This is a genomic window from Paraburkholderia hospita, from assembly GCF_002902965.1.
GTDB lineage: Bacteria > Pseudomonadota > Gammaproteobacteria > Burkholderiales > Burkholderiaceae > Paraburkholderia > Paraburkholderia hospita.
Window position 1 is genome coordinate 2786564 of sequence record NZ_CP026106.1, and the last position, 23186, is coordinate 2809749.

The window sequence follows — 23186 nt, forward strand, 5'->3', positions numbered from 1 at the left end:
GCGATGCCGATGACGAAGTCCATTCTGCTCATTCCTCTCCTCTTCGTGTTCTGCGCGCTCGCGGGCTGCGGCATCGAGCGCCCGCATGTACGCGATGACGACGCGCAGGCGGCGTTCTCGGAGGTCCTCGATCTGTACAACGAGCGCCTTTCATTGGCCGACGAAGCGACAGCGCTCGCGCGCCCTTACCTGCCGCCGGGTTCATCGGCGCTCGCGGACGTCGCCAACGCCCGCTCGACTGTCACCGCGCTGCATGCAACACCGGAGTTTGTCGATGCGCCTGCATCGTTCGAGCGCTTCGATGTCGCTCAACGTCAGTTGACGGAGGCGATGTCGCAACTGATGGTCGTGTGCGAATCCGTGCACCGGTTGAGCGCGACGCCCCGCTTTGCTCTGCTGCAGACGCGTCTCGCGGCGTCGGCACGACGTATCGCGGTAGCGCGCGATCGCTATGACAGCACGGCGCGACGCTACAACGCGTCCTTGCGCCGCTTTCCATTCAACCTTGCGCAAGCCGTTCATGCCGATGCAGACAAACCCACGTTCTCGGTCCGCGACGGTTCGCCCGTGCACCGTCAGCCCCGCACGGACTTCGGCGCATTACGCGGATCGCTACGTGTATAGCGCGAGCGAGGCGTACGGCTCGCGCCTGGTGCAGCACCCCGTCTCCACACGCTACTGTCGAGCCCCCGCCCATGTTGCAGCAGTGATTTCTCGAAGGAGCATCTTATGACGCGTCACATGAAGGCAGCCGTCGTTCATCAATTCGGTGCGCCACTGAGCATTGAGGAAGTCCCCGTCCCCGAAGTCGGGCCGGGCCAGATTCTGGTCAACATCAAAGCGTCGGGCGTGTGCCATACCGATCTGCATGCCGCGGACGGAGATTGGCCCGTCAAGCCTTCCTTGCCCTTCATTCCTGGTCATGAAGGCGTTGGATATGTCACCGCCGTCGGCAACGGCGTCAGGAACGTGAAGGAAGGCGACCGCGTGGGCGTGCCGTGGCTATACACCGCCTGCGGCCACTGCGAGCATTGCCTGAGCGGCTGGGAAACGCTTTGTCATGACCAGCAAAACACCGGCTACTCGGTCAACGGCGGATATGCCGAATACGTGCTCGCCGATCCGAACTACGTTGGACACCTGCCAGATAACGTCGCTTTCGACGAAATCGCGCCGATTCTTTGCGCCGGCGTCACCGTCTATAAAGGCATCCGCGTGACAGACACGCGCCCGGGGCAGTGGCTGGCAATATCAGGCATCGGCGGCCTTGGTCACGTCGCCGTGCAGTACGCAATCGCGATGGGCCTGCATGTCGTCGCCGTAGACATCTCCGACGAGAAGCTGGCGCTCGCGCGCAAACTGGGCGCGAAACTCACCATCAATGCGAACACGACGGACCCCGCGGCCGCGATCCAGAAGGAAATCGGGGGAGCACACGGCGTGCTGGTCACGGCCGTGTCGCGCAGCGCTTTTGCCCAGGCACTCGGCATGTTGCGACGTGGTGGAACGGTTGCGTTGAATGGCCTGCCTCCCGGCGACTTCCCATTGCCGATCTTCTCGACTGTGCTCAATGGCATCACGGTGCGTGGATCGATCGTCGGCACGCGACGTGATCTGCAGGAGTCGCTCGATTTCGCTGCGCAAGGCAGCGTGCGCGCCCATATCCATCGCGACCGGATCGAGAACATTAATACGGTGTTTGCGGGGTTGCGTGAGGGAACCGTCGACGGGCGCGTCGTGGTGACGCTCGACTAGCGCGCCAGCGCGCGAGGACAGGCGGCGCAGTCAATGACTCAACGACGCCTGTCCGTTACGGGTCCCCGTTACGGGTCCGTTACGGGTCCGTTACGGCTCGATGCGTGCCGTCCTTGCCGTCCTTCACACGCCCCACTCCGCCTCCAGTCGAGTCGCCAGCTTGTGCCTGATTTTTCGAGCGAAACCCTGACGCCGTTCGCCATCGACTCTCTGGCGCACGTCGTGCGCAGTGATCCAACACATTGCAACAGGGGTTTTGTGCGCCGAGCCCGCCATCTGCTCCAATGCCGGCTTTGCACCGCGGCCGCCCAGACAGCAGAACAGCGCAAGGTGCCGGATCTGTCCGCCATGCTCCGTGAGCCATGCCAACGCGGGCGCCGAAGCATGACCCGCCCATACGGGCGAGCCCATCACGACCAGTTCGTAGCGCGACGGATCGTGCAGCGCGGGCATGATCCTCACCTGGCGCCGACACAACGCGTCGATCAGCGAACGCAGATAGCCACGCGCACCGGCGCGCGACACGTTTGAGCCCTGCTCACGGACGGCTTCGATATCGGCGCCGAGTTCTGCCGCCAGCATCTCCGCGATTCGACGCGTCGTGCCACTGCGTGAGTAATACACCACGAGTATCGTGCTGCGAGATTCGGACACATCACTCTCCATCTGAGTTGGCGGTGATCCGGCGATAACGGCGACGCCGGATTCACTCCATGTGCATTCCGCCGTTGATGGCCAGATTGGCGCCCGTCATGAAGGCCGCTTCATCGGAGCAGAGAAATGCAATCAGCGCGGCCACCTCTTCGGGGCGTCCGAGCCGGCCGACGGGGATCTGCGGCAAGATCTTCGTTTCCATGATGTCGTGCGGCAGGGCCTGAACCATCGCCGTTGCGAGGTAACCCGGCGACACTGTGTTCACCGTCACGCCGTGTTTCGCAACTTCCAGCGCCACGGCTTTCGTGAAACCATGCACGCCGGACTTTGCCGCCGAATAGTTGGCCTGTCCGAACGCACCGCGGGATCCATTCACCGAACCGATATTGACGATACGGCCGTACCCGCGCTCAACCATGCCTGGCAGAAATGGCTTGGTCATGTTGAATAGACCATCCAGATCGGTGCGCAACACAGCGTCCCAATCGGCTTTGCTCATATTGGCAAACGTCGCGTCGCGAGTGATGCCTGCGTTGTTGATCAGGATATCGACCCTCTTCAGTTCATCGAGCACACGTTTCGCGCACCGCTCGCACGAGTCGAAATCAGTGACATCGGCTTCGTACGCGTGAAAAATGCGCCCCAAATCGCGCTCCTTCACCAACCACGTCGAAATGTGATCGTTGCGTATCGAGTGCGACATCGCCACCGTGATGCCCGCGTCATGGAGTGTCCTGCTGATCGCCGCCCCAAGGCCGCCCATGCCGCCCGTAACAAAAGCCACACGTTCAGCTTTCATGTCAACCTCCCGTACCAGTGGCCTGACCGGCAGGCGAATGAGCGACACACTCATCGTGCGCCGACTCGACGCCGTGCACGATTGCGTCCTGACATGCGCGCAGCCACGCGCTAAAGCTTCCCATCGGCGCGTCGATACCTGGCAGTTTTTGCAGCGGGGCAAAGCAGAGCGCACGCCATGCGCTGGAAGCAGACGTGAAAGCCTCCATGAGTTCCGCTTGACGCCGCGCCGTCTGCATACAGGCATCTCCCCATATCGAGAGACTTTCGTTCGCGTAGTTCCGTGTCGCTGACTGGATCGTGTTGACCAGTCCGTACCAGTCGCCCGACTGTGAGAGCGCTGCTTCGACACGGCACAGGGCGTCGCGATCGCGCGCAATCACCCGGCTTTCCAATGCGTTGAGATCGCGACACCAGTCTTCGGCGACCCGGGTCACGTGTAAAGGTGCTGCCAGTTCAGTACGGCAAAGTTCAAACGGCGCAACGGCATCGGGTTCACGCTTCATGATCAATGCTCCGTAGGCGGTGATTCGCAAATGCTTCCCTACACAATCTAATCGCGCGTCACCCGTATGGATTGACCTGCATCAAGCCGCCGTCCGACATCCGGAGCGTTGATCTGAATCAACCGTCGCGGCGGCTCACCTCATAGACTCCATTGCACTGCGGGTATGCGCCCGCTCCTCCGTTCCACCATCTGGAGCCATGGCGATGAGCTACCAAAGCATCCTCGTTCACCTGGATACGGGCACGCATGCGCAGTCGCGTCTCGAACTGGCGTTGCAGCTCGCGCAGCGCTTCCACGCGAAACTGACGGGCGTCCTGTCCACATACACCCCGGACAAGCATGAGCTTTTCGTCATGGGCGGCACGGCCAGTTACTACATCGAGCACGAGCAGCAACGACAGGAGCGGTGCGCCGACCTTAAGCGTGTCTTTCACGCAGCGCTCGCACGTGCCAAAGTGGATGGACAGTGGATCGCGATCACCGGCTACGCGAACGATGTCATACCGCCGTATGCACGCCTGGCTGACCTGATCGTCGCGGGCCAGATCGATCTGAAGGATCCCGATTCATTCATCGCAGAACAGTTCGTCGAGAATCTGGTGATGGCGGCGGGACGTCCTGTGCTGGTGTTGCCATCAAGTGGCTCGTTCACAGAATGCGGCAAGCACGTGCTGATCGCATGGGACGGAAGCCGCGAAGCGACGCGCGCGATTCACGATGCGCTGCCTTTCCTCTCGCACGCGGCGAAGGTCACGGTACTAACGGTCAACGCGGAACAGGATGCGCCGGATAGCGTACGCATGCCTGGCGCCGACATAGCGCTGACGCTGGCACGTCATGACGTGAAGGTGGAGGTTCGTGAAGTCACCATTGAACGCAACACGCCTGTCGGCGACGTGCTGTTGTCTCAGACGTCCGCTCTTGGCTGCGACATGATCGTGATGGGCGCTTACGCGCATACCCGTCTGCGCGAACTGGTGATGGGCGGCGCCACGCGTACGATCCTCCGGTCGATGACGGTCCCCGTTCTGTTTTCGCATTAGCCTGGGGAGAGACACGATGTATAACCGCATACTCATTGCGCTCGACGGTAGCGACACGGCTTCGCGCGCGCTCGATACAGCATTGAAGCTCGCTGCCGAACACGGCGCACAGCTCTTGCCACTGTATGTGATCGACGTGCCCGTGATCGCCTACGACGTACCCGGATTCGATCCATCCATCATCCGGGACGCCTTCGGGGAAGAAGGCAAGCGGATTACGTCCGATGCAAAGACCCGCCTCGAGAAGCGGAGAGTAACGGGCACGCCGCGTGTGGTCGAAGTCTCGCCGCCCGGCGAGGACGTCGCACATCGCATCAATGCGATGGCCACCGAATGGCATGCCGATCTGATCGTCATGGGCACGCACGGTCGACGTGGGTTCCGGCGTCTCGTGCTGGGAAGTGTCGCCGAACGCGTTTTACGAAGCGCGTCCTGCCCGGTCCTGATGATTCCGGCGCAGGCGGCTGACATGCCCGCCGGATCCACAGCCTCCGCTTCCGATGAAAAGGCACTGACATGAGCTACAAGACCCTGCTCGTCCATATCGACGATAGCCTTCGCAGCCACGCCCGGATTGCACTGTCGCTCGATCTCGCGCGGCGCTGGGATGCCCACCTGATCGGATTGTATGTTGTCTCCAGTGATCTGTTCAGGCCGCCGTTCCGGCGGGACGATAGCGCCCCGTTCGCACAACTCGTAGCGCAGCAGGCCCAGCGCCAGCAAACTGCGCACGACGCGTTTCTCGCCGCGACGGAGCGCGCGGGCCACCGCAGTGCCGAATGGCGGGCGCCGCGCGGACCTGCATTGGAGGTGGCCACGCTCCATGCTCGCCACGCAGATCTGCTAATACTCGGTCAGGACGATCCACAGGACGCCGCTGCGTACGTAGCCCCAAATTTCGTCGGCAGCCTGGTCCTCGATGCGGGCCGCCCCGCCTTGGTCATTCCTCATGCCGGCACCGTGAAATCGCCGGGAGAAAATATCCTGATCGCCTGGGACGGCAGCCGCGAAGCGGCGCGCGCCGTAGCGGACGCGCTTCCACTACTCAAGGCTGCGCGCTACGTGTCGGTCGACATCGAGCGCCGAACTGAGCCGCATGCGGATGCCCCCATCGGAATCGACGTCGCGGCCTGGCTTGATATGCATGGCGTCAATGCCTCGTTCTCGGCGGCCCCCGGTCATTTCGGCGCCGGGACGGGATCAACCCTGCTCAATCGGGCGTCGGACGGGCACTTCGATCTGCTCGTCATGGGTGCGTATGGGCATTCCCGAGCGCGAGAACGGGTGTTCGGCGGGGTCACCCGGACGATGCTCGAATCGATGACCGTACCCGTGCTGATGTCGCACTAAATGGACAGGGAGCGCGGCGGTGACAGGCCCACGCCCGGGGCATCTGCCGCGCTGGTCTGTTTGCGTAGGAAGCAGACTGAAGTCAGGCGGCCCTTGCACTCGTGCGCAAGCGTGGCCCGACAGATATCACGCAAGGTGATTGGAATCGTGCCGCACGATCAGCACCGGCTTCTGTGTTGAACGCACGAGCGACTCAGCGACACTGCCGAGAAAAAACCGCCGCGTGCCACGCCTTCCATGCGTGCCAATGACGATGATGTCTGCGTCACATTCGTCGGCGGCCCGCGCCAGTACTGTGGGAACGTTTTCGCCATATGCGTCGATTGCCCGCACCGTCCCGCGCACGCCTGCTTCCTGCAGGAGTTTCTGCGCGGCTTCGAAGACGTGGCTGGCAACGCTCGCGGCGATGCGCACCTCAGGGTCGAGCCCGTATCCCGAATCGCCTTCTACCGGCCACTTGCCTCGATCCACAACGGACAGTACTTCCACTACCCCACCCGACTCTTTGGCCAGCCGCACGGCCTCTCCGAGCGCACGCTGCGCGCACGCGCTGTCATCGAGCGCGACGACGATTCGTTCATACATGGTCAACCTCCGTCTGGACTTGTCGCCGCCTGGCAAAGGCGATGACAGATGCCAGATGAAAGTGTGGCCCGCTTCATTTCTTTGTGATTGACTCAGGTCAACGCTCCCTCGCATCTCACGCGCTCATGCTGAACGGATTGGCCCCTTCGATGGAAACGCGCCGAATGGCTGCACGCATTGCTCGCATACTCCCTCCACGCTCCACCGGATGGATCACTTCAATCATCTATACCACGTGCCGATTCGATCTCAACTGTCCGCGAGAAGCTTGACTTGCCTCAAGCACTCCGCAATGTCGCGTGCCACGATGGATGAACAGTTCCATATGGAATAAAGGAAGGTTCCTATGAGCACGCCAGTGTCACCATCAGCGTGGGAGCTCGACGAGCAGCTATTCAGCGCTTCGACATCACTGGAGCGACAACTCCGGTTCGCGTTGCAGTATGCGGTACTTGCGCCGTCGAATCACAACGCGCAACCCTGGCGATTCATCGTCGACGGGGATACCGTGCAACTCTGTGCTGATCGCACGCGTGCGTTGCCGGTTGTTGATCCATTCGATCGCGAGATGCTCATCAGCTGTGGCGCCGCACTACTCAATCTACGCGTAGCGCTGAGCCATTTCGGAGTAGCGTATTCGATCACTCTTTTCCCATCGGACTTTGATCCTGACATTGTCGCTCGCCTGAAGGTGACGCCCGACGGTCACCGCGACCCAGCCTTGGCGGACCTTTTCAGTGCCGTGACAAGGCGCGTGACGACTCGCGCGCCCTTCGCCAGCGAGCTCATTGCCGAATCCTTCAAGAAAGAGGTCTCCGACGCGTGTGATATAGAAGGTGCGATCGCAATTTGCGTAGATGAGCGATCGTCCCGTCAGGCCATCGCCGATTTGATCGCGGAGGCCGACCGCATCCAGTTCGCCGACCCGCGCTTTCGCCGTGAACTCGCAAGCTGGATTCATCCGCGTCGGCTCGGTGACGGCATGCCGGCATACGGGGCGGCAGTTGCTGGGCTGCTCGATCTCGCGGCGCCGCTGGTCACATCGGTGGTCCGTGTGTTTGATGTCGGCGCCGGTACACCTGCCACACATCAACGACTCGTCGAAGGTTCGCCCCTTCTCGTGGGAATTGCGACGATACGCGACGACCGGGAGGCATGGCTGGCTGCAGGACAGGCGCTCCAACGAATGTTGCTTGTCGCGGCTTCCGAAGGATTCACTGCGTCGTATCTGAATCAGCCGATCGAAGTCGGCACGCTGCGCGATCAGCTCAAAACCATGCTGAAAGTCGAAGCCATGCCTCAATTGCTGCTACGCGTCGGCCGCGGCCCCTACGTGAATCATTCGCCGAGGCGACCTTTGTCGGACGTCGTCGACTGACGCTGACGGCCTCACATCGGTGACCATACAAGACCAATCGCAGTTAAATCGAAGGAGACGTTGCCGTGATCCATGCTCGCCTAACCAAAATCCTCGTCTTCGCGTCGATCGTGTTCCTCGCAGGAATGAGTTCGGCCCGTGCTCAGCCCAATGAACCGACCGAACTGGTCGACCAGCAGCACTGCATGTTCTGTCATACGTCAGATGCCCCCTTTCTTGCACCATCGTTTCGTCAGATTGCAGATCGATACCGCAACGTACCGAACGCAACAGCGATGCTCGAGATCAAACTCAGAAAAGGGGGACGCGCGCATTGGGGTGACACCCCCATGCCGATGCCCCCGGAACGCGGCGGGCCCATATCCGCGGAGGACGCTCATAAGCTGATTCAATGGGTGATGACGCAGTAACGGTTGGCCAACTTGAAATGACACTGCTATTCACTCACGGAGGCAGCGATGAGAATCACCGTTCATCTCGACACGTTCGATTGTCAAGATTCCGCCTACGCGATTATTTGGCTTGACCGGGAGACAGGCAAGTGGTCGCGGGAAGGGCATGCCGTAATCGACTTGCCGGCATGGGGAACGTTAGCGTTTGCCAAAGGCAGCACTCATTTGAGGTTCCCTTTGTGCACACATATTCCGCGCCGACCAGAAGCTCAGTGATACGCCAGTTTGTGCGGGCAGTCAGGTAGGAGTCTTACGCAGCAAGGGATTCAGCAAGTTTCCGGGTGCTGAATCTGGGATAAGGGAGACGGATCGCGCCGGATGAGGAGTCCGGCATCGCCCCAGCCAGAGCTAGATCCGCCATGCGTTGCATTATCGGCTCGCGCGGCGAGCGCGTCATCACACAAGTTAACAAGAGACTCTTTCCGGATGCGTCAAAATAGCGGCAACCCGACCGCTCAGGCACATCCGCTAAGATAGGGACCCTGACCGCACCCGAACCAACCGACGCCTGCCGCCTTGCCGACCTTCACTCTCCCCTCAGCGCTGCAGGCGGAACTCGACATCCGCAAAAGCCGCTTCATCGCCTACGCGATTCCCGTCGCCGACCGCGACGCCGCAATGGAAGAACTGCGCCGCCTGCGCGAAGCACATCCCACGGCCACGCATGTCTGCTGGGCGCTGCTGGCGGGTGGGCAATCGGGCATGTCCGACGACGGCGAGCCGTCGGGCACGGCGGGACGCCCGATACTCGAAGTGCTGCGTCATCACGATCTCGACGGTGTGCTGGCCGCTGTCGTGCGCTATTACGGCGGCGTGAAGCTCGGCGCGGGCGGCCTCGTGCGTGCCTATACCGACGCGATCGCCACCGCGCTGCAGGACGCGCCGCGCGTCGAGCGGATCGCGCTTGCGTCCTTGCAGGTCGAAATCGGCTATCCCGACGAAGCCCGGGTGCGACGCTGGATCGAACAGGAAAACTACGCGCTCGAAGCGAGTGCGTACGACATGAACGTGCAACTGACGATCCGCCTGCCCGTCACGGCCATCGACGCCGCACGCGAAGCCTTGCGCGACATGACGCAAGGCCGCGCAGTTTTCCCCGAAAGCGTCTGAGCAAAACAAAAGAAAGCGGCCGCTTGCCGGAGAAGTAGTCCGTGCACGCGGCCGCCCTGGCAGACCTACAACTTGTCGGCGATCAATGCGCCGCAGCAAACGCCTTCGCCGATTCCTTCGCTTGCGAACCTGCCGCTGCCAGCGCGTCTTCGAGAATCATCTCGGCGCCCTTCTCCGCGACCATCATCGTCGGTGCGTTGATATTGCCTGACGTGATGTTCGGGAAGATCGACGCATCGACGATCCGCAAGCCCGACATGCCATGCACGCGCAGACGCTCGTCGACGACCGAGCTGCCGTCGTCCGGCCCCATCGCACATGAACCGCACAGGTGATAGATCGAACCCGACTGCTCGCGGAAGTACTGCAGGAAGGCGTCGCGATCGCTCACCTGCGGGCCGGGCGAAATCTCTTCGACAGTGATGTCCTTGAGCGCCGCCGTCGACATGATCTTGCGCACCAGCTCGCAGCCTTCAATGGCTTCGTCGATATCCTTTTGCGTCGTCAGGGCGTTGATGCGAATCTTCGCGGCATCTTCCGCGCGATCGGACGCGATCTGGATCGAGCCGCGGCTGCTCGGGCGGCACGGATTGAAGCACAGCAGAAAGCCCGAATACGGTTCCGGTTCGAGACTCGCCTTGTTGCTCTTCGGAATGCGATACGACAGCGGATTGAAATAGAGCTGCAGATTCGGCAATGCCTCTTTCTCGCTGCTTCTGAAGAATCCGCCGGCCTGATTCACGCTCATCGCAAGCGGGCCTTTGCGCGTCAGCAGGTATTGCAAGCCGAGCTTGAGCTTGCCCAGCAACGGGCGCATTTCGTCGTTCAGCGTCTTCACGTTCGAGCGGTAGTAGAAGCTCACGCAAAGATGATCCTGCAGGTTCTGGCCGACAGCAGGCAGATGATGCACGAGGGGAACTCGATGTTCTGCAAGCAGGGCGCTATCGCCGACACCCGATAGTTGCAGCAGCTTGGGCGTATCGACGGCGCCCGCCGAAAGAATCACTTCCCGCTTCGCGGTGAAATGACGCGCACTGCCGTTCTGCTTGACGACGACGCCCGTCGCGCGCCGGTTCGCGTCGAACAGCACCTGCGTGACGAGCACTTCACGCTCGACCGTCAGGTTCTTGCGATTGAGCACCGGGTGCAGGTACTCGAAGCTACTCGACGAACGCTGGCCATTGCGCGTGTTCACGTCGTAAATGCCCGCGCCTTCGAATTGCGCACCATTGAAGTCGTCAGTGCGCTTGTAGCCCGCCTGCTCGCAGCCCTTGATGAACACGTGACAAATGGGGTGCGCATCATCCTTCATCGGCGAAATGCCGATCGGGCCATTCGCGCCGTGATACTCGGTGTTGCCGAGCGGATGCGATTCGAGCTTGCGGAAATACGGCAGCACGTCGCGATACGACCAGCCCTTGTTGCCCGCTTCCGCCCAGTCGTCGTAATCCTGCGCCTGGCCACGCACGTAGATCATTGCGTTGATCGAACCGGAGCCGCCTTGCACCTTGCCGCGCGGGCAATACAGCGAGCGGTTGTCGAGTTCCTTCTCCGGCTCGCTGTAGTACATCCAGTTGTAGGTTTCGTTGTAGTACGTCTTCGTGAAACCGACTGGAATCTTGAACCAGAACGAATCGTCGGCGCGCCCCGCCTCGAGCAGCAGCACCGAGTACTGGCCCGATGCCGACAGACGGTTGGCGAGAATGCAGCCCGCAGATCCCGCTCCGACGATGATGTAGTCGTAATTCATGTTCTATTCGCCCGCAGGCGTCCAATACGTGGAATACGTTAGGCCTGTTCGCGCACTCAGCCTTTGGCGGGCGCGAGATCCTTCACGTCGGCGGGCTTCGACGCCATCTGCAGATGCAGGCGCTCGCCCTTATACGGCGTGTGCTGATTGACGACTTCCATGTTCAGCTCGACGCCGAGGCCCGGTTCCGTCGACGGAATGATGTAGCCGTCTTCCCAGCGAATCGGCGACTTCAGCACTTCGGCATGGAAACCGCCCCACGTGCCGATGCTTTCCTGAATCAGGAAGTTCGGCGTGCACGTTGCAAGCTGAATGCTCGCGGCGGCGCCGACCGGACCGTTGTAGAGGTGCGGCGCGATCTGCGCGTAATACACCTCGGCGAGCGTCGCGACTTTCTTCGCTTCGAGCAGGCCGCCGACGCGCGCCACGTTCAGTTGCAGGATTGACGCGCCGCCCGCTTCCAGCAGCTTGTGGAACTCGTACTTCGTGGTGAGGCGTTCGCCGGCCGAAATCGGAATGCTCGTGTGCCGTGCAACTTCGGCCATTGCGTCATGCTGTCCCGGCGGCACAGGTTCTTCGAACCACAGCGGGTCGTATTTTTCGAGGCGCTTCGCAAGACGGATCGCCGACGCCGGCACCATTTGCCCATGCGTGCCGAACAGCAGGTCAGCCTTGCTGCCCACGGCTTCACGCACCTTGCGGCAGAAGGTTTCGCAGCGGTCCATCACTTCGAGCGACAGATGATGACCCGAGTAAGCCGTATAAGGACCAGCAGGATCGAACTTCACCGCCGTAAAGCCGCGCTTGACGTTTTCCGCCGCGCATTCGGCCGCGAGATCGGGATCGTCGTAGTCGTATTCGCCGCGGCGGTTCTTCGGATACAGATACGTGTACGAACGCAGGCGCTCATGCACGCGGCCGCCGAGCAGCTCGTACACGGGCTTGTTCGCCGCCTTGCCGATGATGTCCCAGCACGCCATTTCGAGGCCGCTCACGACGCCCATCATCGTCAGATCGGGGCGCTGCGTGAAGCCGCTCGAATACGCTTCGCGCCACAGACGTTCGACGTGGTGCGGGTCCTTGTCGAGCAGATAGCGCGAGAACACGTCGTCGATGATGGGTGCCATCGCATTCGGATGAAACGTGGCCGAATAGATTTCGCCGACGCCTTCAATGCCGCAATCCGTCTTCAGCTTGACGAAGATCCAGTACATGCCGCCGATATGCGGCGGCGGCACGGCGACGATATGCGTTTCGAGCGAGACGACTTTCATTTACGCTTCCTTCCTGTTAAGCATATTGCGCAGCACGAGGCCCGCGAAACCGCCGACGGCGGACACGGCGGCCACATAGCCGAAGTACATTTGATAGCCATGCACGCCCGGATAGTTCTGGGTCAGATATCCGTTGATGAGCGGCAGGAAAACATCGGGCGAATAGCCGAGTACCGAAATCAGGCCAATCGCGAGACCCATGGTTTCGACGGGCACATTGCAGCGATCGAGCAGCGACCAGTACAAGCCGCGAATCGCATACGTCAGCACGCCGATGAAGAGCACGAGAAACACCAGCAACACATGGCTGCTGATCTGCGGCGCTGCGATCAGGCCGACCAGCGAAAGCGACGCGAGAAAGAGCGCGATGATCAGCACGGTCACTTTCGAAAAACGGTCGCCGAGAAAGCCGCCGCCAATGCCGCCGATGGGACGCATCCACAGCTTGAGCGTCGTGATCGTGCCCGCCATCACCACCGACAAGCCAATCTCGCCTTCATGCAGATACGCGGAGAAGCTGTAGGTCGCCCAGAACACCTGATAGCCGCAGAACACGATCGCCGCGACGAGCCACAGTTCGGGAATCTTCGCGAGCGTGATCAGATCGGCGATCACGTTGCTGCGTTTGGCCGCTTGCGCGCGGCTCGATTGCTCCGCTTTCGACGACGGATCTTTCACCAGCGCGAGCACTACGCCGAGGCCAATGCACAGGAACGCGTACATATACACCACGACCTTGAAGCCGACAGCGGCCGGTTCGCCCTTCGTCTGCGTGAGCCATGCGAACAGCGTGATGGCGATCGTCGCGAGCATGGCTTCGATCAACCCGCGCCCGCCGTCGAGAAAGCCGAAGAAGCGGCCCTGTTCGTCAGCGCCCGCAATCATCGACACGCGCTTGATGACGGCCGCCCAGAACGTCAGACCCGTCGACAGGCCCCAGCCGCCGAAGATCATCAGCAGCAGATTGAACGACGGCGCCGTCGAATACACCAGGCCGAGCAGGCCAGTCGCGACGAGCGAGAAGCTGATCAGCAGGCGCGGCGCGATGCGGTCCGCGAGCCAGCCGCTCGGCAGGTAGCTCAGCAGGAAGATCGTGCCGAGCATCGAATACAGATAGCCAAGCTGACTTTCGCTGATGTGGAAAACTTCCAGCATCGTCGGCTGATAGACCTGGCGCAGATAGAGAATCGGATAAATCGCGCCGGCCGCAATGACGAGCAGCAACAGCTGCATATAGCGCTGTGCCTTGTTAGCGGATTGGTCGGTTGCGCTGGCGGAACGGCGCGCCGAAGCGTCCGTTTGAAGAGGTTGGCTTGCCACTGAAATGCTCCTAAGAGACGCGCGAGGAGCACAGCATGCGCCGTGGCCATCGTGTCTCCAGTACTTTGTTATGAATGCAGCGTGTGCTTTTTATGGTTAAAAAAAGAGAGCGCATCCCACGTTGCTTTTCGCACGCGCAATGCGCCCTGACAGGATCAGTACTTCATGACGACCAGACGCGTCTGCGTGAATTCGAGCATGCCGTGCTTGCCGTCGTCGCCGCCGAGACCCGAGCGTTTCCAGCCTGCGTGAAAGCCCTGATACGGGTCGGCAGGCGTGCGGTTCACGTAGAGTTCACCCGCTTCGATGTTGTTCGCGACTTTCATCGTCGTGCGGTAGTTCTCGGTGTAGAGCACCGACGACAAACCAAACTGATGGTCGTTGGCCATCTGCAACGCTTCGTCGAGCGTGCTGTAGCGCACGACGGGCATGATCGGGCCGAACGTTTCTTCCTGGATGATCTCCATGTCCTGACGGCAGTTCGTCAGCAACGTGGCCGGATAGAAGAAGCCCTTGCCTTCGGGAATCGCGCCGCCCGTTTCGAGCGTTGCGCCATCGGCCACCGCGCGCTGAACCATCGCGTGAATCGACTGGCGCGAAGCTTCGTTGACGAGCGGGCCCATCAACGAAGCATCCGTGCTGCGGTCGCCGCTCTTCACTGCGCTCATGTGCTTTTTCAGCAGCGCGACGAACTGGTCGTGCACGCTCTCGTGGACGTAGACGCGCTCGATTGCCGTGCACAGCTGGCCGCAGTGCGTCGTCTTCGAGCCGACGAGTTCACGCGCGGCCTTTTCCAGATCGGCATCCGGCTCGATGATGGCAGGCGTCTTGCCACCCAGTTCGAGCGACGGCTTCGCAATATTCTCTTTGCAATAGTCGAGCACCTTGCGACCGGCGCCGACGCTGCCCGTCAGCGTAATCATGCCGACAGCGGGATGCGTGCAGACGGCCTCGGCCGTTGCGTGGCTCATCGCGAGAATGTTGACGACGCCCGCCGGCAATTCGGCGCGAATCACGGCCTTGGCGATTTCGAATGCGGAAGTGGGCGTGTTATTGCTCGGCCGCACGACCACCGTATTACCCGCGATCAACGCCGGCGCGATTTTGCGCATGAACGTATAGACGGGGTAATTGAACGGGATCAGGCACGCGACGACCCCAATCGGCTCGCGATGCATCACGAGGTTCTCGTCGGGCGTGTCGCTGGGAATCACTTCGCCTTCGATACGGCGCGCCCACTCGGCGTGATAGCGCGTGATCTGGCCGGCGTAGATGGCTTCGTTGGTCGCATCGGCGACGCTCTTGCCGGACTCCAGCGCGAGGGCCGCGCCGATGGCGGGCGCGCAGTCGGTCAATGCGTCGGCGAGCTTGTGCAGATACGTTGCGCGCTCCGCCGCAGGCAGCTTGCGCCAGCTCTTTTGCGCGGCGGCGGCAGCAGCGACTGCTGCTACGGCCTCTTCGCGGGACGCGCCCGATACCTGGGCGATCTGCGCCTCGGTAGCGGGGTTATAGACGGAGATGAGTTCGTCCGTTGCGGGTTCGACGAACTGGCCGCCAACGAAATTCCGGTCGAGTCGCATGGTGTTTTACCTGGTGACGCGTGCGCGAAGCACATTACCGGCGGCAAGTCAGAGCGATGCGAAACATGCAGCCGGCGCATGACCCGGATTCTTCTCTGCGGCCTTATGACGCGCAAGCGAGTATTTCGACCATCAAACATTCATAAAACTCATGTTTGTAGGGCGATATGACGGGCACGCGCACGAATCGCCAGAGGATGCAGCGGATATGTGGAAATGCGTCTTTTAAGGAAGCGCGAAGCGAGCGCCGAGGCAGCAAATCCGCCTTTGCGCGAGCCGGCATTGCACCGGCTGCGAGTGAATGGCGCGGCAACCTGAGCGCCGCGCGTGGGAACGGTCCGGCAGGATGCCGCCGAACCGGAATTACATAAAAGCCGCTTCGAAGCGGATCAAGCCTCGCCCGTCGATGGCGTAGGCGTCTGCACCGTTACGGGCGTTTCGGCCACGGGCGCAACGCTTTTCACGGGTGCCTTCTTTGCTGCTGCCTTTTTCGCCGGCGCCTTGCTTGCGCTGGTTTTCTTTGCGGCAGCTTTCTTCGCAATTACGCGCTTGCCGGCAGTCGGCGCGGCAGACTTCGCAGCAACCTTCTTAGCGGCTGTCTTCTTGCCGGCGGCTTTCTTCGCAGCGACTTTCTTTACAGCAGCTTTCTTTACAGCAGCTTTTGCGCCTGCCGATGCCTTTTTCGCAACCTTGCGACCCGCCGACTTCGCCGTTACAGCTTTCTTCGCGACGGCTTTCTTCGCCGCCGTTTTCTTAGTCGCTGCCTTTGCAGTCACCGCAGGTTCTGCTGCAGCCGCGGCTGCATCGATCAGAAACTTGCTACGGTCTTTCACATCCTTGATCCATGCCGGCGGTCGAGCGTGACCGCTCCACGTTGCACCCGTCTTAGGATCGCGATACTTGGGCGGCAATTTCCCTTTCACGGCCGATGCGATTCCGGCCTTGACGCTGCTGACGCCAAGACGCACTTTGCGCTCGCGTTCGCGCCGTGCTTTTGCGCGACGCTCGATATCTTCCGTTGTGAGACCGTGTTTGATCATCAGTTCCCGGATCTGGTCCAACGCACCTTGCGCGCGTTTAGCCAGGAGCGTTTCGGCCTGCGTCTGCAGTTTCTTTATACGTGCCTGGATGATTTCCAATGTAGCCATTATTGCCTCCCTTTGAATTACATACGCGGACTATGCCACGGAATTGCTTAGAAGCGCTATCGTTTTAAAGCTTGAGTAAGAAAACCGTTGCCCATCGTTACGCCATTTCTCTTAAGCCTCGCATAAGGCTCGTCACACGCAATTGCTGAAGCGGATTTTTGCCATTGCATTGCATCTCGCGAGAATAATGACCCGCTCTCAAACGTTAATTCCTTCGACTGCCAATTGCTGCATGGCCGCACGCCTGCGCCCAACAGGAGGACACTGATAAACTTTCAGCGTCCCTTTCCTTTGGGCTCGCATGCGCGTCGCCGTGCTCTTTGATGGCCGCTTCGACATTTGGAGATATTGATGGAGCACGCGTACGTCCAGCTGCTGCACCTGCTTGGAGGCCACACTGCGTGGACGCTGGTCGTGGTTTTTCTTGCTGCGTTTCTCGAAGCCGTTGCGATCATCGGCACCTTCGTGCCGGGCAGCACGGCAATGTTCATCGCAGGCGCGCTGGTCGGCACGGGCACGTTAAATCTAGGCTGGCTCTTTGCGAGCGCGATTGTGGGCGCCGTGGCGGGCGACGGCATGAGCTACTGGTTCGGCCGTCGTTATAAAGACAAAATCAGCAGGCTCTGGCCGTTCAGCACGCATCCGGGGCTGCTCGAAAGCGGCCAGAAGTATTTCGACAAGCATGGCGCGAAGAGCGTCGTGTTTGCGCGCTTCGCAGCACCGCTACGCGCGATCGTCCCCGTCGTCGCGGGCATGCTCGAAATGCCGCCCATACGTTTCTACGCAATGAACGTGCTGTCCGCGTTGCTGTGGGCGCCCGCGCATATTCTTCCCGGCGTCGTATTCGGCGCATCGATCCAGTTGGCGGGCGCGGTGTCCTTCCGTCTCGTCGCGGCACTGGCGATCGTCGCGGCAATCGTATGGCTGTGCTTCTGGGTGATGCGCGTAGTCGTCTCGCACGCACGCGCATGGGCCGGTGCATCGCGCAGCGGCCTCGTGAAGTGGGCGCGCGATCACGAAGCGCCGTATGGAAAGATGGTCTATCGGATCGTCGATCCCGAGCGCGCGGCTATCGGCCTGCTGGTCGGCATTTCGGTTTTCGTGCTGGTGTGCGCGGGCATCTTCTTTGGCGTCATGCAGGACGTCGTGTCGGGCGATCCGCTCGTTCAGGTCGACATGTCGTTCTATCGCTTCCTGCAATCCGCACAGGCGCCGTGGATCGGCGAAGCGCTTGCGCGCGCCTCGACGCTCGGCAGCATTCCGACGCTCGCCGCGCTGGTCATTGCGTCGACCATCATGATCGCCTTCGAGAAACGCTGGCGCATGCTTATCTATTGGCTCATCGCAGTGATCTTCTCGCAGGTGCTAATCTTCGCGATTCAGGCGATCGTGCCGCACGCGCCGCCCGCCGCCGCGCCATCCGACCTCTATGCCTTTCCCAGCAATCACGTCGCCGCGAGCGTCACGGTGTACGGTTTTCTCGCGTTCGTCGTGGCGCGCCGCGTCGGCCTGGTGACGGGTATCGCCGTCACTGCGCTCGCGAGCCTGATCGTGATCACCGTCGCATTCGCGGGCCTGTCTTCCGGGCGCTTCGCGTTCTCCGATGCCGTGGGCGGCGCAGCATTCGCGGCCATGTGGGTCGCTGTCGTCGCGCTGACGGCCGTATGGCGGCATCCGGAAGCGCCGCCTTCGCGAGAGTACATGCCCGCCGTTCTGCTGGTCGTGCTGTGCGCGAGCGTCGGCCTGCAGATCGCCTTGGGACATCAGCCGGACGCGGAGCCGCAGGTGCGTCAGCGGCCGCCCGTGGTCGTCACGCAGGCGCAATGGACGGATTCGCTGTGGAAGCAGTTTCCCTGCTATCGCTCCGATATGAAGGGCGATCGGCGCGAGCCGATTACCGTGCAATGGACGGCCGACCGGCAACAGATCGTCGCGCAATTGCGCAGCAGAGGTTGGCTCGAAGGCACGCGTTTCAATGCGCGCAGCCTGTTCTCGCTCGTGTCGCCCGACGTGCCCGTGATGGATCTGCCCGTGCTGCCCAAGCTCAACGACGGCGAACCGTCGAGCCTCGTTTTCAGCCGTCAGCGCGCGCGCACCGACGAACGCGACGTGCTGCGCTTCTGGCGCACGGGCTATGCCGTTGCGCGTCGCGACGGCACGGCGCCTACGCCGATCTGGCTCGGCTCCCTCGTGCATGAGCGTCTGCTGCGCCCTTCGTGGCCCTTCAATGTGCTGCGCACCGACAGGCAGCTCGATCCGCTCATTTCCCCAAAATCGGTTAACGGCGAATGGCGAGAACTCGAACTGTCGAGCAGCATGGGATGCACCGACATTCCCGTCACGCTGATCGCATCCACCGAACGTTAAGGCGTTTAGACCGCTTGTATTGGTTCTGCGGCCGCTTGCGAAGCACGCGGCACCTTCAGCCGTGCAACAATGAACGGCAGCCAGCGCGCGTCGAAGCAATGCAATGCGCAAGGAGCTATTGCAATTGGTCGATTTGAATCCGTCGGCAATTTCTACATGGGGCGCAGCCATTGTCTTCCTGAACGTGCTGCTCACGCGCCTCGGCATTCCCGTGCCTGCCGTCCCCGTACTACTGCTCGCGGGCACGGCGATCGCCAATGGCCATCTGTCCTTCTGGCACGTGCTGACTGCCGCGCTCGCCGCCGCGCTGATTGGCGACGGGATATGGTTTACGGCGGGCCGGATGCTCGGACGCCGGCTGATCCATGCGCTCGCGCGGCTGTCGGCCGCCGTCGAAACGCGAGTGCGCAAGGCGCGTGCCCTCTTCATGCGCTTTGGACCGGCAATCGTCTCGGTCTCGAAGTTCATACCGGGACTTGCCATCATTACGCCGCCGCTGATGGGCACGACGCGCGTCGGCATCGTCATCTTCTTCGCGTGGGACGCCGTCGGTATCTTCGCGTGGGCAACGTTCTGGCTGCTCGGTGGCGCGATTTTCGAGCGGCAGCTGAGCCTGCTGATTCACGAAGTGCGGGCACACGGCTGGACGATCATCGATGTGCTGACCGCCATCGCCGCGAGTTATCTGGTGTTCCGCTTCGTGCAGCGCTGGCGTCTGCAGCGGCCGCTCTCGCTTGCGGCAATCTCGCAGGAGCAGGTCGACGCAATGATGCGTCCCGACAAGCCACCCATCGTGCTCGACGCCCGCCCCGAGCACATGAAACGACAGACGCCGCAGCCCATTCCCGGCGCGCTGCCGCTCGACGTCCATGCGCCCGGCACAGTCGACGCCGCTTTGCTCGCGCGTGATGTCGTCGTCTATTGCGTCTGCGCCGACGATGTCACGGCAAGAACGCTGTCGCAGCAGATGCGCGACAAAGGCTTTACACGGATTCGCGCGCTAAGAGGCGGACTGGACGCGTGGGAACGGCGCGGCTACTCCGTCGAGCCTTTGACTGAACAGAACATAAGCGCCGCGCAGCCCGGGCGCGAGAAAACGCGTGCTCTGCCGCAGGAACGCGGCATTACCTTGCGCGGTATTGCACCAAGAGGCGCCGTCTCCAGTTAAATAGCGCGCGTTCTCACGCGCCTGTTTGCCCCATTACGAAGCACCCAAACGCTAAAGAACAGCCGCGCTTCGGCGCCGTTAAGACTAAGGCTTTAGCGTATCGGCGGACTGCATTCAATTGCATATCCCTTGAGAGAAAGCTGGCGCGGTTCTCGCTAAGATGCCTTTTCTAAGATCCGGATACTAAAGACCGATTGTTCAGGTAAAACCTGGGGATCAGGGTATGCGCGGGCTATTTATTGTCTGGTTCATCTTAAGCGTCGCGTATGTAGCAAGGCGCGGCAATGCCCGCTTCACCTTCGGACGTCAACTATCCGATCAAGAAGGCGACCGCACCGGTTTCCTGAACCGCGCATTCAAATATGTGTACGCGATTCGCCGCGTCGGCAAGCACCTAAAGGCGTGGCATCGGCCAACTTACTATGCCGTCAAATGGGTGCTGTTCGGTTCGATTTTCGCTGGGATCGCATACGCGCTATAAAGCGTGACGCTTCGCGCTTTGGCGCGCCTGGTACGCTTAGCCGCGCGCCACTTCGTGAACGGGCGCAAGACCGCCGACGACGATCCGGTCACGCCCCGTCGCCTTCGCCTGATAAAGGCTGCGGTCGACTTCCTGCAACCACGTGTGATAGTCGGGCAAGTCGTCGGTCAACTGGGCAATGCCGACGCTGATCGTGCACGGGCATTCCGCCGATGCCTCTTTCGTCTTCTCCCTCACGCGCTGTACCAGCACCTTCGCGACCGTATGCGCCTCGCGCAATGTCGCGCCCGGCAAGACGACGCCGAACTCCTCGCCGCCATAACGGCCAATGCTGTCGCCCGCGCGGAAATGGCTGCGCAAAAGATCGGCGAACGCCTGTAATACCGAGTCGCCAGCAGGATGACCCAGCGTGTCGTTGATCCGCTTGAAGTGATCGAGGTCGATCAGCAGCAGGCACGACGCGTAGCGGTTCGCGCGGCAACGCTCGAATTCCCCGGCGAGCAGTCCTTCCCAGTGCCGGCGGTTCCAAAGGCGGGTCAGCCCGTCCGTGCGGCTCAGGTGCTCGAGTTCGCGCGTGCGCTGGGCGAGCTTGAGCGACAGCCGGTAGCTCGTAAAGCCCAACGCAAGCGGATAAATAATGAGGAACGGCAGACACGCGAGAATGGTCGGCATTTGCGACATCGGCGAAAACACGAAGCCGACCGTGACGAGGCCCGCCAGCACGCCGAGCACATGTGCGACCACGCCGCGTGCAAAGAGCCGCAGGCCGCCCGCGGCGATGTTGTCCATGCTGAGCATCGCGAGAATCAGCACGCTGGGCAGCACGTTGAACTGCATCGCCACGACCCAGAAGCCGCCGAGCATCGAATCGGCCATCAGGTTCAGGCGTTCGCCGCGAAACGGCACTTCACAGGCAAGCGCAGCGCGCCGCGCGACATGTGGCCAGACGAAACCATGAAACACCAGCAGCGACCAGAGCACGAAGCCGCGATGCTGTAGCGCGAAAACGGAAGCGACGCAGAAGAAGCCAAGCCCCAGCCCGGCAATGCGCAAGCGGTAAATGCGCTCGACAAAGCTCTTCCCTTGCCCGGCCCTGCTTTTCGTTGCCAACTTTATCGATCCCCGAGCAAGTGACTGCGAGAATGAGGCCGCGCGCGTTCGTGCGCCGCGTGCCGCAGGGTCCCTGTTTGCACCAAGCTTTGATACAGACGTTGCGCGTTTCGATGCGGACGCAACATCGTGGATTGGTATAAAAAAATGATACCAGTATCCGCAGTGGGCAATTAGTCCATTTACGCGGTGGAAGCGCTTCTGTGGTTTTTCGGTGTTTGCGCACAAGCCGCGATGGACGTTTAACGTTTGCGTCGCACAGTAGTGAACGTCAATGACGCTAGCGCTTCGGCTTGCTCTAAGAGAGCAATGTGAAGCAAATGAATCAGCTTAAGTGAGTCAAAAGCGGCGCAAGCGACAGGAGGATCAATGGCCGCTGATCAAAGGCACCCGCGCAGCCGCCGATGTTTCGACGCTGCGCTGCGTCAGCCACACTTCCTGTTGCAGCCAGTCGCGAAACACCGTCACATGCGGCAGGTCGCCCTGTTCGGGACGCGTCACGAGCCAATATGACTGGTGCCCATCGACATGCACGTTCAGCACCTGCACGAGCTGTCCATTGGCGAGCTCGTGCGCAATCATATGACGATCGGCGATCGTGATGCCTAGGCCGTCGACGGCAGCGCGTATCGCGTGATCGAGCAGATCGAATTCGAAACCGCCCGACGTATCCACACCTTCGATGCCCGCCGCCTTCAGCCAATGCTGCCAGGTCAGATAACGCTGGTTGTCGCCCGCTAAAACATGCAGCAAAGTGAATTGATTGAGATCGATGACCTCATTGCCCGCCTGGCGTGCGAGCAACGCGGGCGAGCACACGGCGATGTGCCGCTCATTCATCAGCAGCAGATTATCGAATCCTTCCCATTCGCCATTGCCGAAGCGGATCGCGCAATCGAGCACGCTCGACTCGGCAAGATTGTCCTCTAGCCGCGTCGACAGGCTCAATTCCAGTTCGGGGTGCTCAGTGTGCAAGCGCCCGAGGCGCGGCAGAAACCAGCGGCTGGCGAAAGTCGGCGGCGCATTGACCCGCAAGCGATTCAGATGCGTCTTTTCCTGAATCGAGCGCACGGTCCATTCGATCTTGTCGAACGAATGCTGCAACGCCTGCAGCAGCACGCGGCCCGATGCCGTCAGATCCAGATGATGATGCCTACGCTGCAATAGCGTTTCGCCGAGTTGCTCTTCGAGTTGCCGCACCTGGCGGCTCACCGCGCTTTGGGTGACGTTGAGCAATTCCGCCGCGCGCGTGAAGCTGCCCGTGCGCCCGGCGACTTCGAAGGCTTTGAGCGCATTGAGCGCTGGCATTTTTCTTTTCAAGGAGGTCTCGATTCCGGATCGGCGCTCTGGCGCCA

General features: G+C 61.2%; 22 protein-coding genes and 1 pseudogene. 12 read left to right on the plus strand and 11 right to left on the minus strand.

Annotated features, from left to right (window positions below; genetic code table 11):
• The first annotated feature begins 9 nt into the window (after nt 1-9).
• Both C2L64_RS31075 and adhP read left to right on the plus strand, forming a co-directional pair.
• Nucleotides 10-624, plus strand: a complete 615-nt coding sequence (locus C2L64_RS31075; protein WP_007587073.1) for a LemA family protein — start codon at nt 10-12, stop codon at nt 622-624.
• A 105-nt stretch (nt 625-729) separates the two neighbouring features.
• Nucleotides 730-1755, plus strand: coding sequence for an alcohol dehydrogenase AdhP (gene adhP / locus C2L64_RS31080; protein WP_007587074.1), 1026 nt, complete (start codon nt 730-732; stop codon nt 1753-1755).
• Between the two features lie 123 nt (nt 1756-1878).
• Here adhP and C2L64_RS31085 read toward each other — a convergent pair whose 3' ends face one another.
• Genes C2L64_RS31085 through C2L64_RS31095 form a run of 3 tightly spaced genes read right to left on the minus strand, consistent with a single transcriptional unit; the run spans nt 1879 to nt 3713 of the window.
• A complete protein-coding gene (locus C2L64_RS31085) occupies nt 1879-2409 on the minus strand; it encodes a flavodoxin family protein (RefSeq protein ID WP_007587075.1) in 531 nt (176 codons plus the stop codon).
• Nucleotides 2410-2461: 52 nt separating this feature from the next.
• Nucleotides 2462-3208: a beta-ketoacyl-ACP reductase gene (locus C2L64_RS31090; protein WP_007587076.1), complete on the minus strand. Its 747-nt coding sequence runs from the start codon at nt 3206-3208 to the stop codon at nt 2462-2464.
• 1 nt (nt 3209) lies between these two features.
• The gene (locus C2L64_RS31095) at nt 3210-3713 is read right to left on the minus strand and encodes a hypothetical protein (RefSeq protein WP_007587077.1); all 504 of its coding nucleotides are present in this window, start codon (nt 3711-3713) and stop codon (nt 3210-3212) included.
• Between the two features lie 205 nt (nt 3714-3918).
• Between C2L64_RS31095 and C2L64_RS31100 the strand changes: the two genes are divergently transcribed.
• The 3 genes from C2L64_RS31100 to C2L64_RS31110 are packed head-to-tail and all read left to right on the plus strand — an operon-like array spanning nt 3919 to nt 6108.
• Nucleotides 3919-4758: a universal stress protein gene (locus tag C2L64_RS31100; RefSeq protein WP_039901239.1), complete on the plus strand. Its 840-nt coding sequence runs from the start codon at nt 3919-3921 to the stop codon at nt 4756-4758.
• A 16-nt stretch (nt 4759-4774) separates the two neighbouring features.
• Nucleotides 4775-5278 (plus strand): universal stress protein, encoded by a 504-nt coding sequence (locus C2L64_RS31105; protein ID WP_007587079.1) that lies wholly within the window; start codon nt 4775-4777, stop codon nt 5276-5278.
• Nucleotides 5275-6108 (plus strand): universal stress protein, encoded by an 834-nt coding sequence (locus tag C2L64_RS31110; RefSeq protein WP_007587080.1) that lies wholly within the window; start codon nt 5275-5277, stop codon nt 6106-6108. Before C2L64_RS31105 ends, C2L64_RS31110 begins: the two co-directional genes overlap by 4 nt.
• A gap of 126 nt (nt 6109-6234) precedes the next feature.
• Here C2L64_RS31110 and C2L64_RS31115 read toward each other — a convergent pair whose 3' ends face one another.
• The gene (locus C2L64_RS31115; protein WP_007587081.1) at nt 6235-6693 is read right to left on the minus strand and encodes a universal stress protein; all 459 of its coding nucleotides are present in this window, start codon (nt 6691-6693) and stop codon (nt 6235-6237) included.
• Between the two features lie 346 nt (nt 6694-7039).
• Here C2L64_RS31115 and C2L64_RS31120 point away from each other — a divergent pair, with 346 nt between their 5' ends.
• The 4 genes from C2L64_RS31120 (at nt 7040) to C2L64_RS31135 (ending at nt 9633) form a co-directional block, all read left to right on the plus strand.
• The gene (locus tag C2L64_RS31120) at nt 7040-8071 is read left to right on the plus strand and encodes an Acg family FMN-binding oxidoreductase (RefSeq protein WP_007587083.1); all 1032 of its coding nucleotides are present in this window, start codon (nt 7040-7042) and stop codon (nt 8069-8071) included.
• 125 nt (nt 8072-8196) lie between these two features.
• A complete protein-coding gene (locus C2L64_RS31125; RefSeq protein WP_407671843.1) occupies nt 8197-8481 on the plus strand; it encodes a c-type cytochrome in 285 nt (94 codons plus the stop codon).
• Between the two features lie 48 nt (nt 8482-8529).
• Nucleotides 8530-8739: a DUF3564 family protein gene (locus C2L64_RS56355; protein ID WP_079500393.1), complete on the plus strand. Its 210-nt coding sequence runs from the start codon at nt 8530-8532 to the stop codon at nt 8737-8739.
• Nucleotides 8740-9039: 300 nt separating this feature from the next.
• A complete protein-coding gene (locus C2L64_RS31135) occupies nt 9040-9633 on the plus strand; it encodes an IMPACT family protein (protein WP_007587085.1) in 594 nt (197 codons plus the stop codon).
• An 82-nt stretch (nt 9634-9715) separates the two neighbouring features.
• On the opposite strand, the gene C2L64_RS31140 is transcribed toward C2L64_RS31135, so the two are convergent.
• The 5 genes from C2L64_RS31140 to C2L64_RS31160 form a co-directional block, all read right to left on the minus strand.
• Entirely contained in the window at nt 9716-11383 is a 1668-nt protein-coding gene (locus C2L64_RS31140) for a GMC family oxidoreductase (RefSeq protein WP_007587086.1), read from the minus strand.
• A gap of 56 nt (nt 11384-11439) precedes the next feature.
• Nucleotides 11440-12657, minus strand: coding sequence for a mandelate racemase/muconate lactonizing enzyme family protein (locus C2L64_RS31145; protein WP_007587087.1), 1218 nt, complete (start codon nt 12655-12657; stop codon nt 11440-11442).
• Nucleotides 12658-13977 (minus strand): MFS transporter, encoded by a 1320-nt coding sequence (locus C2L64_RS31150; protein WP_007587089.1) that lies wholly within the window; start codon nt 13975-13977, stop codon nt 12658-12660.
• A 155-nt stretch (nt 13978-14132) separates the two neighbouring features.
• Nucleotides 14133-15557 carry an aldehyde dehydrogenase gene (gene aldA / locus C2L64_RS31155; protein WP_007587091.1) on the minus strand — a complete coding sequence of 475 codons (1425 nt, stop codon included), beginning with the start codon at nt 15555-15557 and terminating at the stop codon, nt 14133-14135.
• Between the two features lie 389 nt (nt 15558-15946).
• Nucleotides 15947-16705, minus strand: coding sequence for an H-NS histone family protein (locus tag C2L64_RS31160; protein ID WP_007587093.1), 759 nt, complete (start codon nt 16703-16705; stop codon nt 15947-15949).
• Nucleotides 16706-17056: 351 nt separating this feature from the next.
• Between C2L64_RS31160 and C2L64_RS31165 the strand changes: the two genes are divergently transcribed.
• The 3 genes and pseudogenes from C2L64_RS31165 to C2L64_RS54560 all read left to right on the plus strand — a co-directional run.
• On the plus strand, nt 17057-19072 hold the full coding sequence (locus C2L64_RS31165; protein WP_007587095.1) for a bifunctional DedA family/phosphatase PAP2 family protein: 2016 nt from the start codon (nt 17057-17059) through the stop codon (nt 19070-19072).
• A gap of 124 nt (nt 19073-19196) precedes the next feature.
• Complete coding sequence (locus tag C2L64_RS31170; protein ID WP_007738631.1) at nt 19197-20240, plus strand: VTT domain-containing protein; 1044 nt, start codon at nt 19197-19199, stop codon at nt 20238-20240.
• Nucleotides 20241-20556: 316 nt separating this feature from the next.
• A pseudogene (locus C2L64_RS54560) lies at nt 20557-20721 on the plus strand (lipid A hydroxylase LpxO); the annotation flags it as partial.
• Between the two features lie 36 nt (nt 20722-20757).
• Here C2L64_RS54560 and C2L64_RS31180 read toward each other — a convergent pair.
• Complete coding sequence (locus C2L64_RS31180) at nt 20758-21831, minus strand: diguanylate cyclase (RefSeq protein WP_007587101.1); 1074 nt, start codon at nt 21829-21831, stop codon at nt 20758-20760.
• A gap of 366 nt (nt 21832-22197) precedes the next feature.
• Nucleotides 22198-23139 carry a LysR substrate-binding domain-containing protein gene (locus C2L64_RS31185; protein ID WP_007587102.1) on the minus strand — a complete coding sequence of 314 codons (942 nt, stop codon included), beginning with the start codon at nt 23137-23139 and terminating at the stop codon, nt 22198-22200.
• Between the last annotated feature and the right edge of the window lie 47 nt (nt 23140-23186).

Coding starts and splice junctions, on each gene's coding strand:
- C2L64_RS31075 (WP_007587073.1), top strand. CDS start 10: ATGACGAAGTCCATTCTGCTCATTCCTCTCCTCTTCGTGTTCTGCGCG.
- adhP (WP_007587074.1), top strand. CDS start 730: ATGACGCGTCACATGAAGGCAGCCGTCGTTCATCAATTCGGTGCGCCA.
- C2L64_RS31090 (WP_007587076.1), bottom strand. CDS start 3,208: ATGAAAGCTGAACGTGTGGCTTTTGTTACGGGCGGCATGGGCGGCCTT.
- C2L64_RS31095 (WP_007587077.1), bottom strand. CDS start 3,713: ATGAAGCGTGAACCCGATGCCGTTGCGCCGTTTGAACTTTGCCGTACT.
- C2L64_RS31100 (WP_039901239.1), top strand. CDS start 3,919: ATGAGCTACCAAAGCATCCTCGTTCACCTGGATACGGGCACGCATGCG.
- C2L64_RS31105 (WP_007587079.1), top strand. CDS start 4,775: ATGTATAACCGCATACTCATTGCGCTCGACGGTAGCGACACGGCTTCG.
- C2L64_RS31110 (WP_007587080.1), top strand. CDS start 5,275: ATGAGCTACAAGACCCTGCTCGTCCATATCGACGATAGCCTTCGCAGC.
- C2L64_RS31115 (WP_007587081.1), bottom strand. CDS start 6,693: ATGTATGAACGAATCGTCGTCGCGCTCGATGACAGCGCGTGCGCGCAG.
- C2L64_RS31120 (WP_007587083.1), top strand. CDS start 7,040: ATGAGCACGCCAGTGTCACCATCAGCGTGGGAGCTCGACGAGCAGCTA.
- C2L64_RS31125 (WP_407671843.1), top strand. CDS start 8,197: ATGAGTTCGGCCCGTGCTCAGCCCAATGAACCGACCGAACTGGTCGAC.
- C2L64_RS56355 (WP_079500393.1), top strand. CDS start 8,530: ATGAGAATCACCGTTCATCTCGACACGTTCGATTGTCAAGATTCCGCC.
- C2L64_RS31140 (WP_007587086.1), bottom strand. CDS start 11,383: ATGAATTACGACTACATCATCGTCGGAGCGGGATCTGCGGGCTGCATT.
- C2L64_RS31145 (WP_007587087.1), bottom strand. CDS start 12,657: ATGAAAGTCGTCTCGCTCGAAACGCATATCGTCGCCGTGCCGCCGCCG.
- aldA (WP_007587091.1), bottom strand. CDS start 15,557: ATGCGACTCGACCGGAATTTCGTTGGCGGCCAGTTCGTCGAACCCGCA.
- C2L64_RS31160 (WP_007587093.1), bottom strand. CDS start 16,705: ATGGCTACATTGGAAATCATCCAGGCACGTATAAAGAAACTGCAGACG.
- C2L64_RS31165 (WP_007587095.1), top strand. CDS start 17,057: ATGGAGCACGCGTACGTCCAGCTGCTGCACCTGCTTGGAGGCCACACT.
- C2L64_RS31185 (WP_007587102.1), bottom strand. CDS start 23,139: ATGCCAGCGCTCAATGCGCTCAAAGCCTTCGAAGTCGCCGGGCGCACG.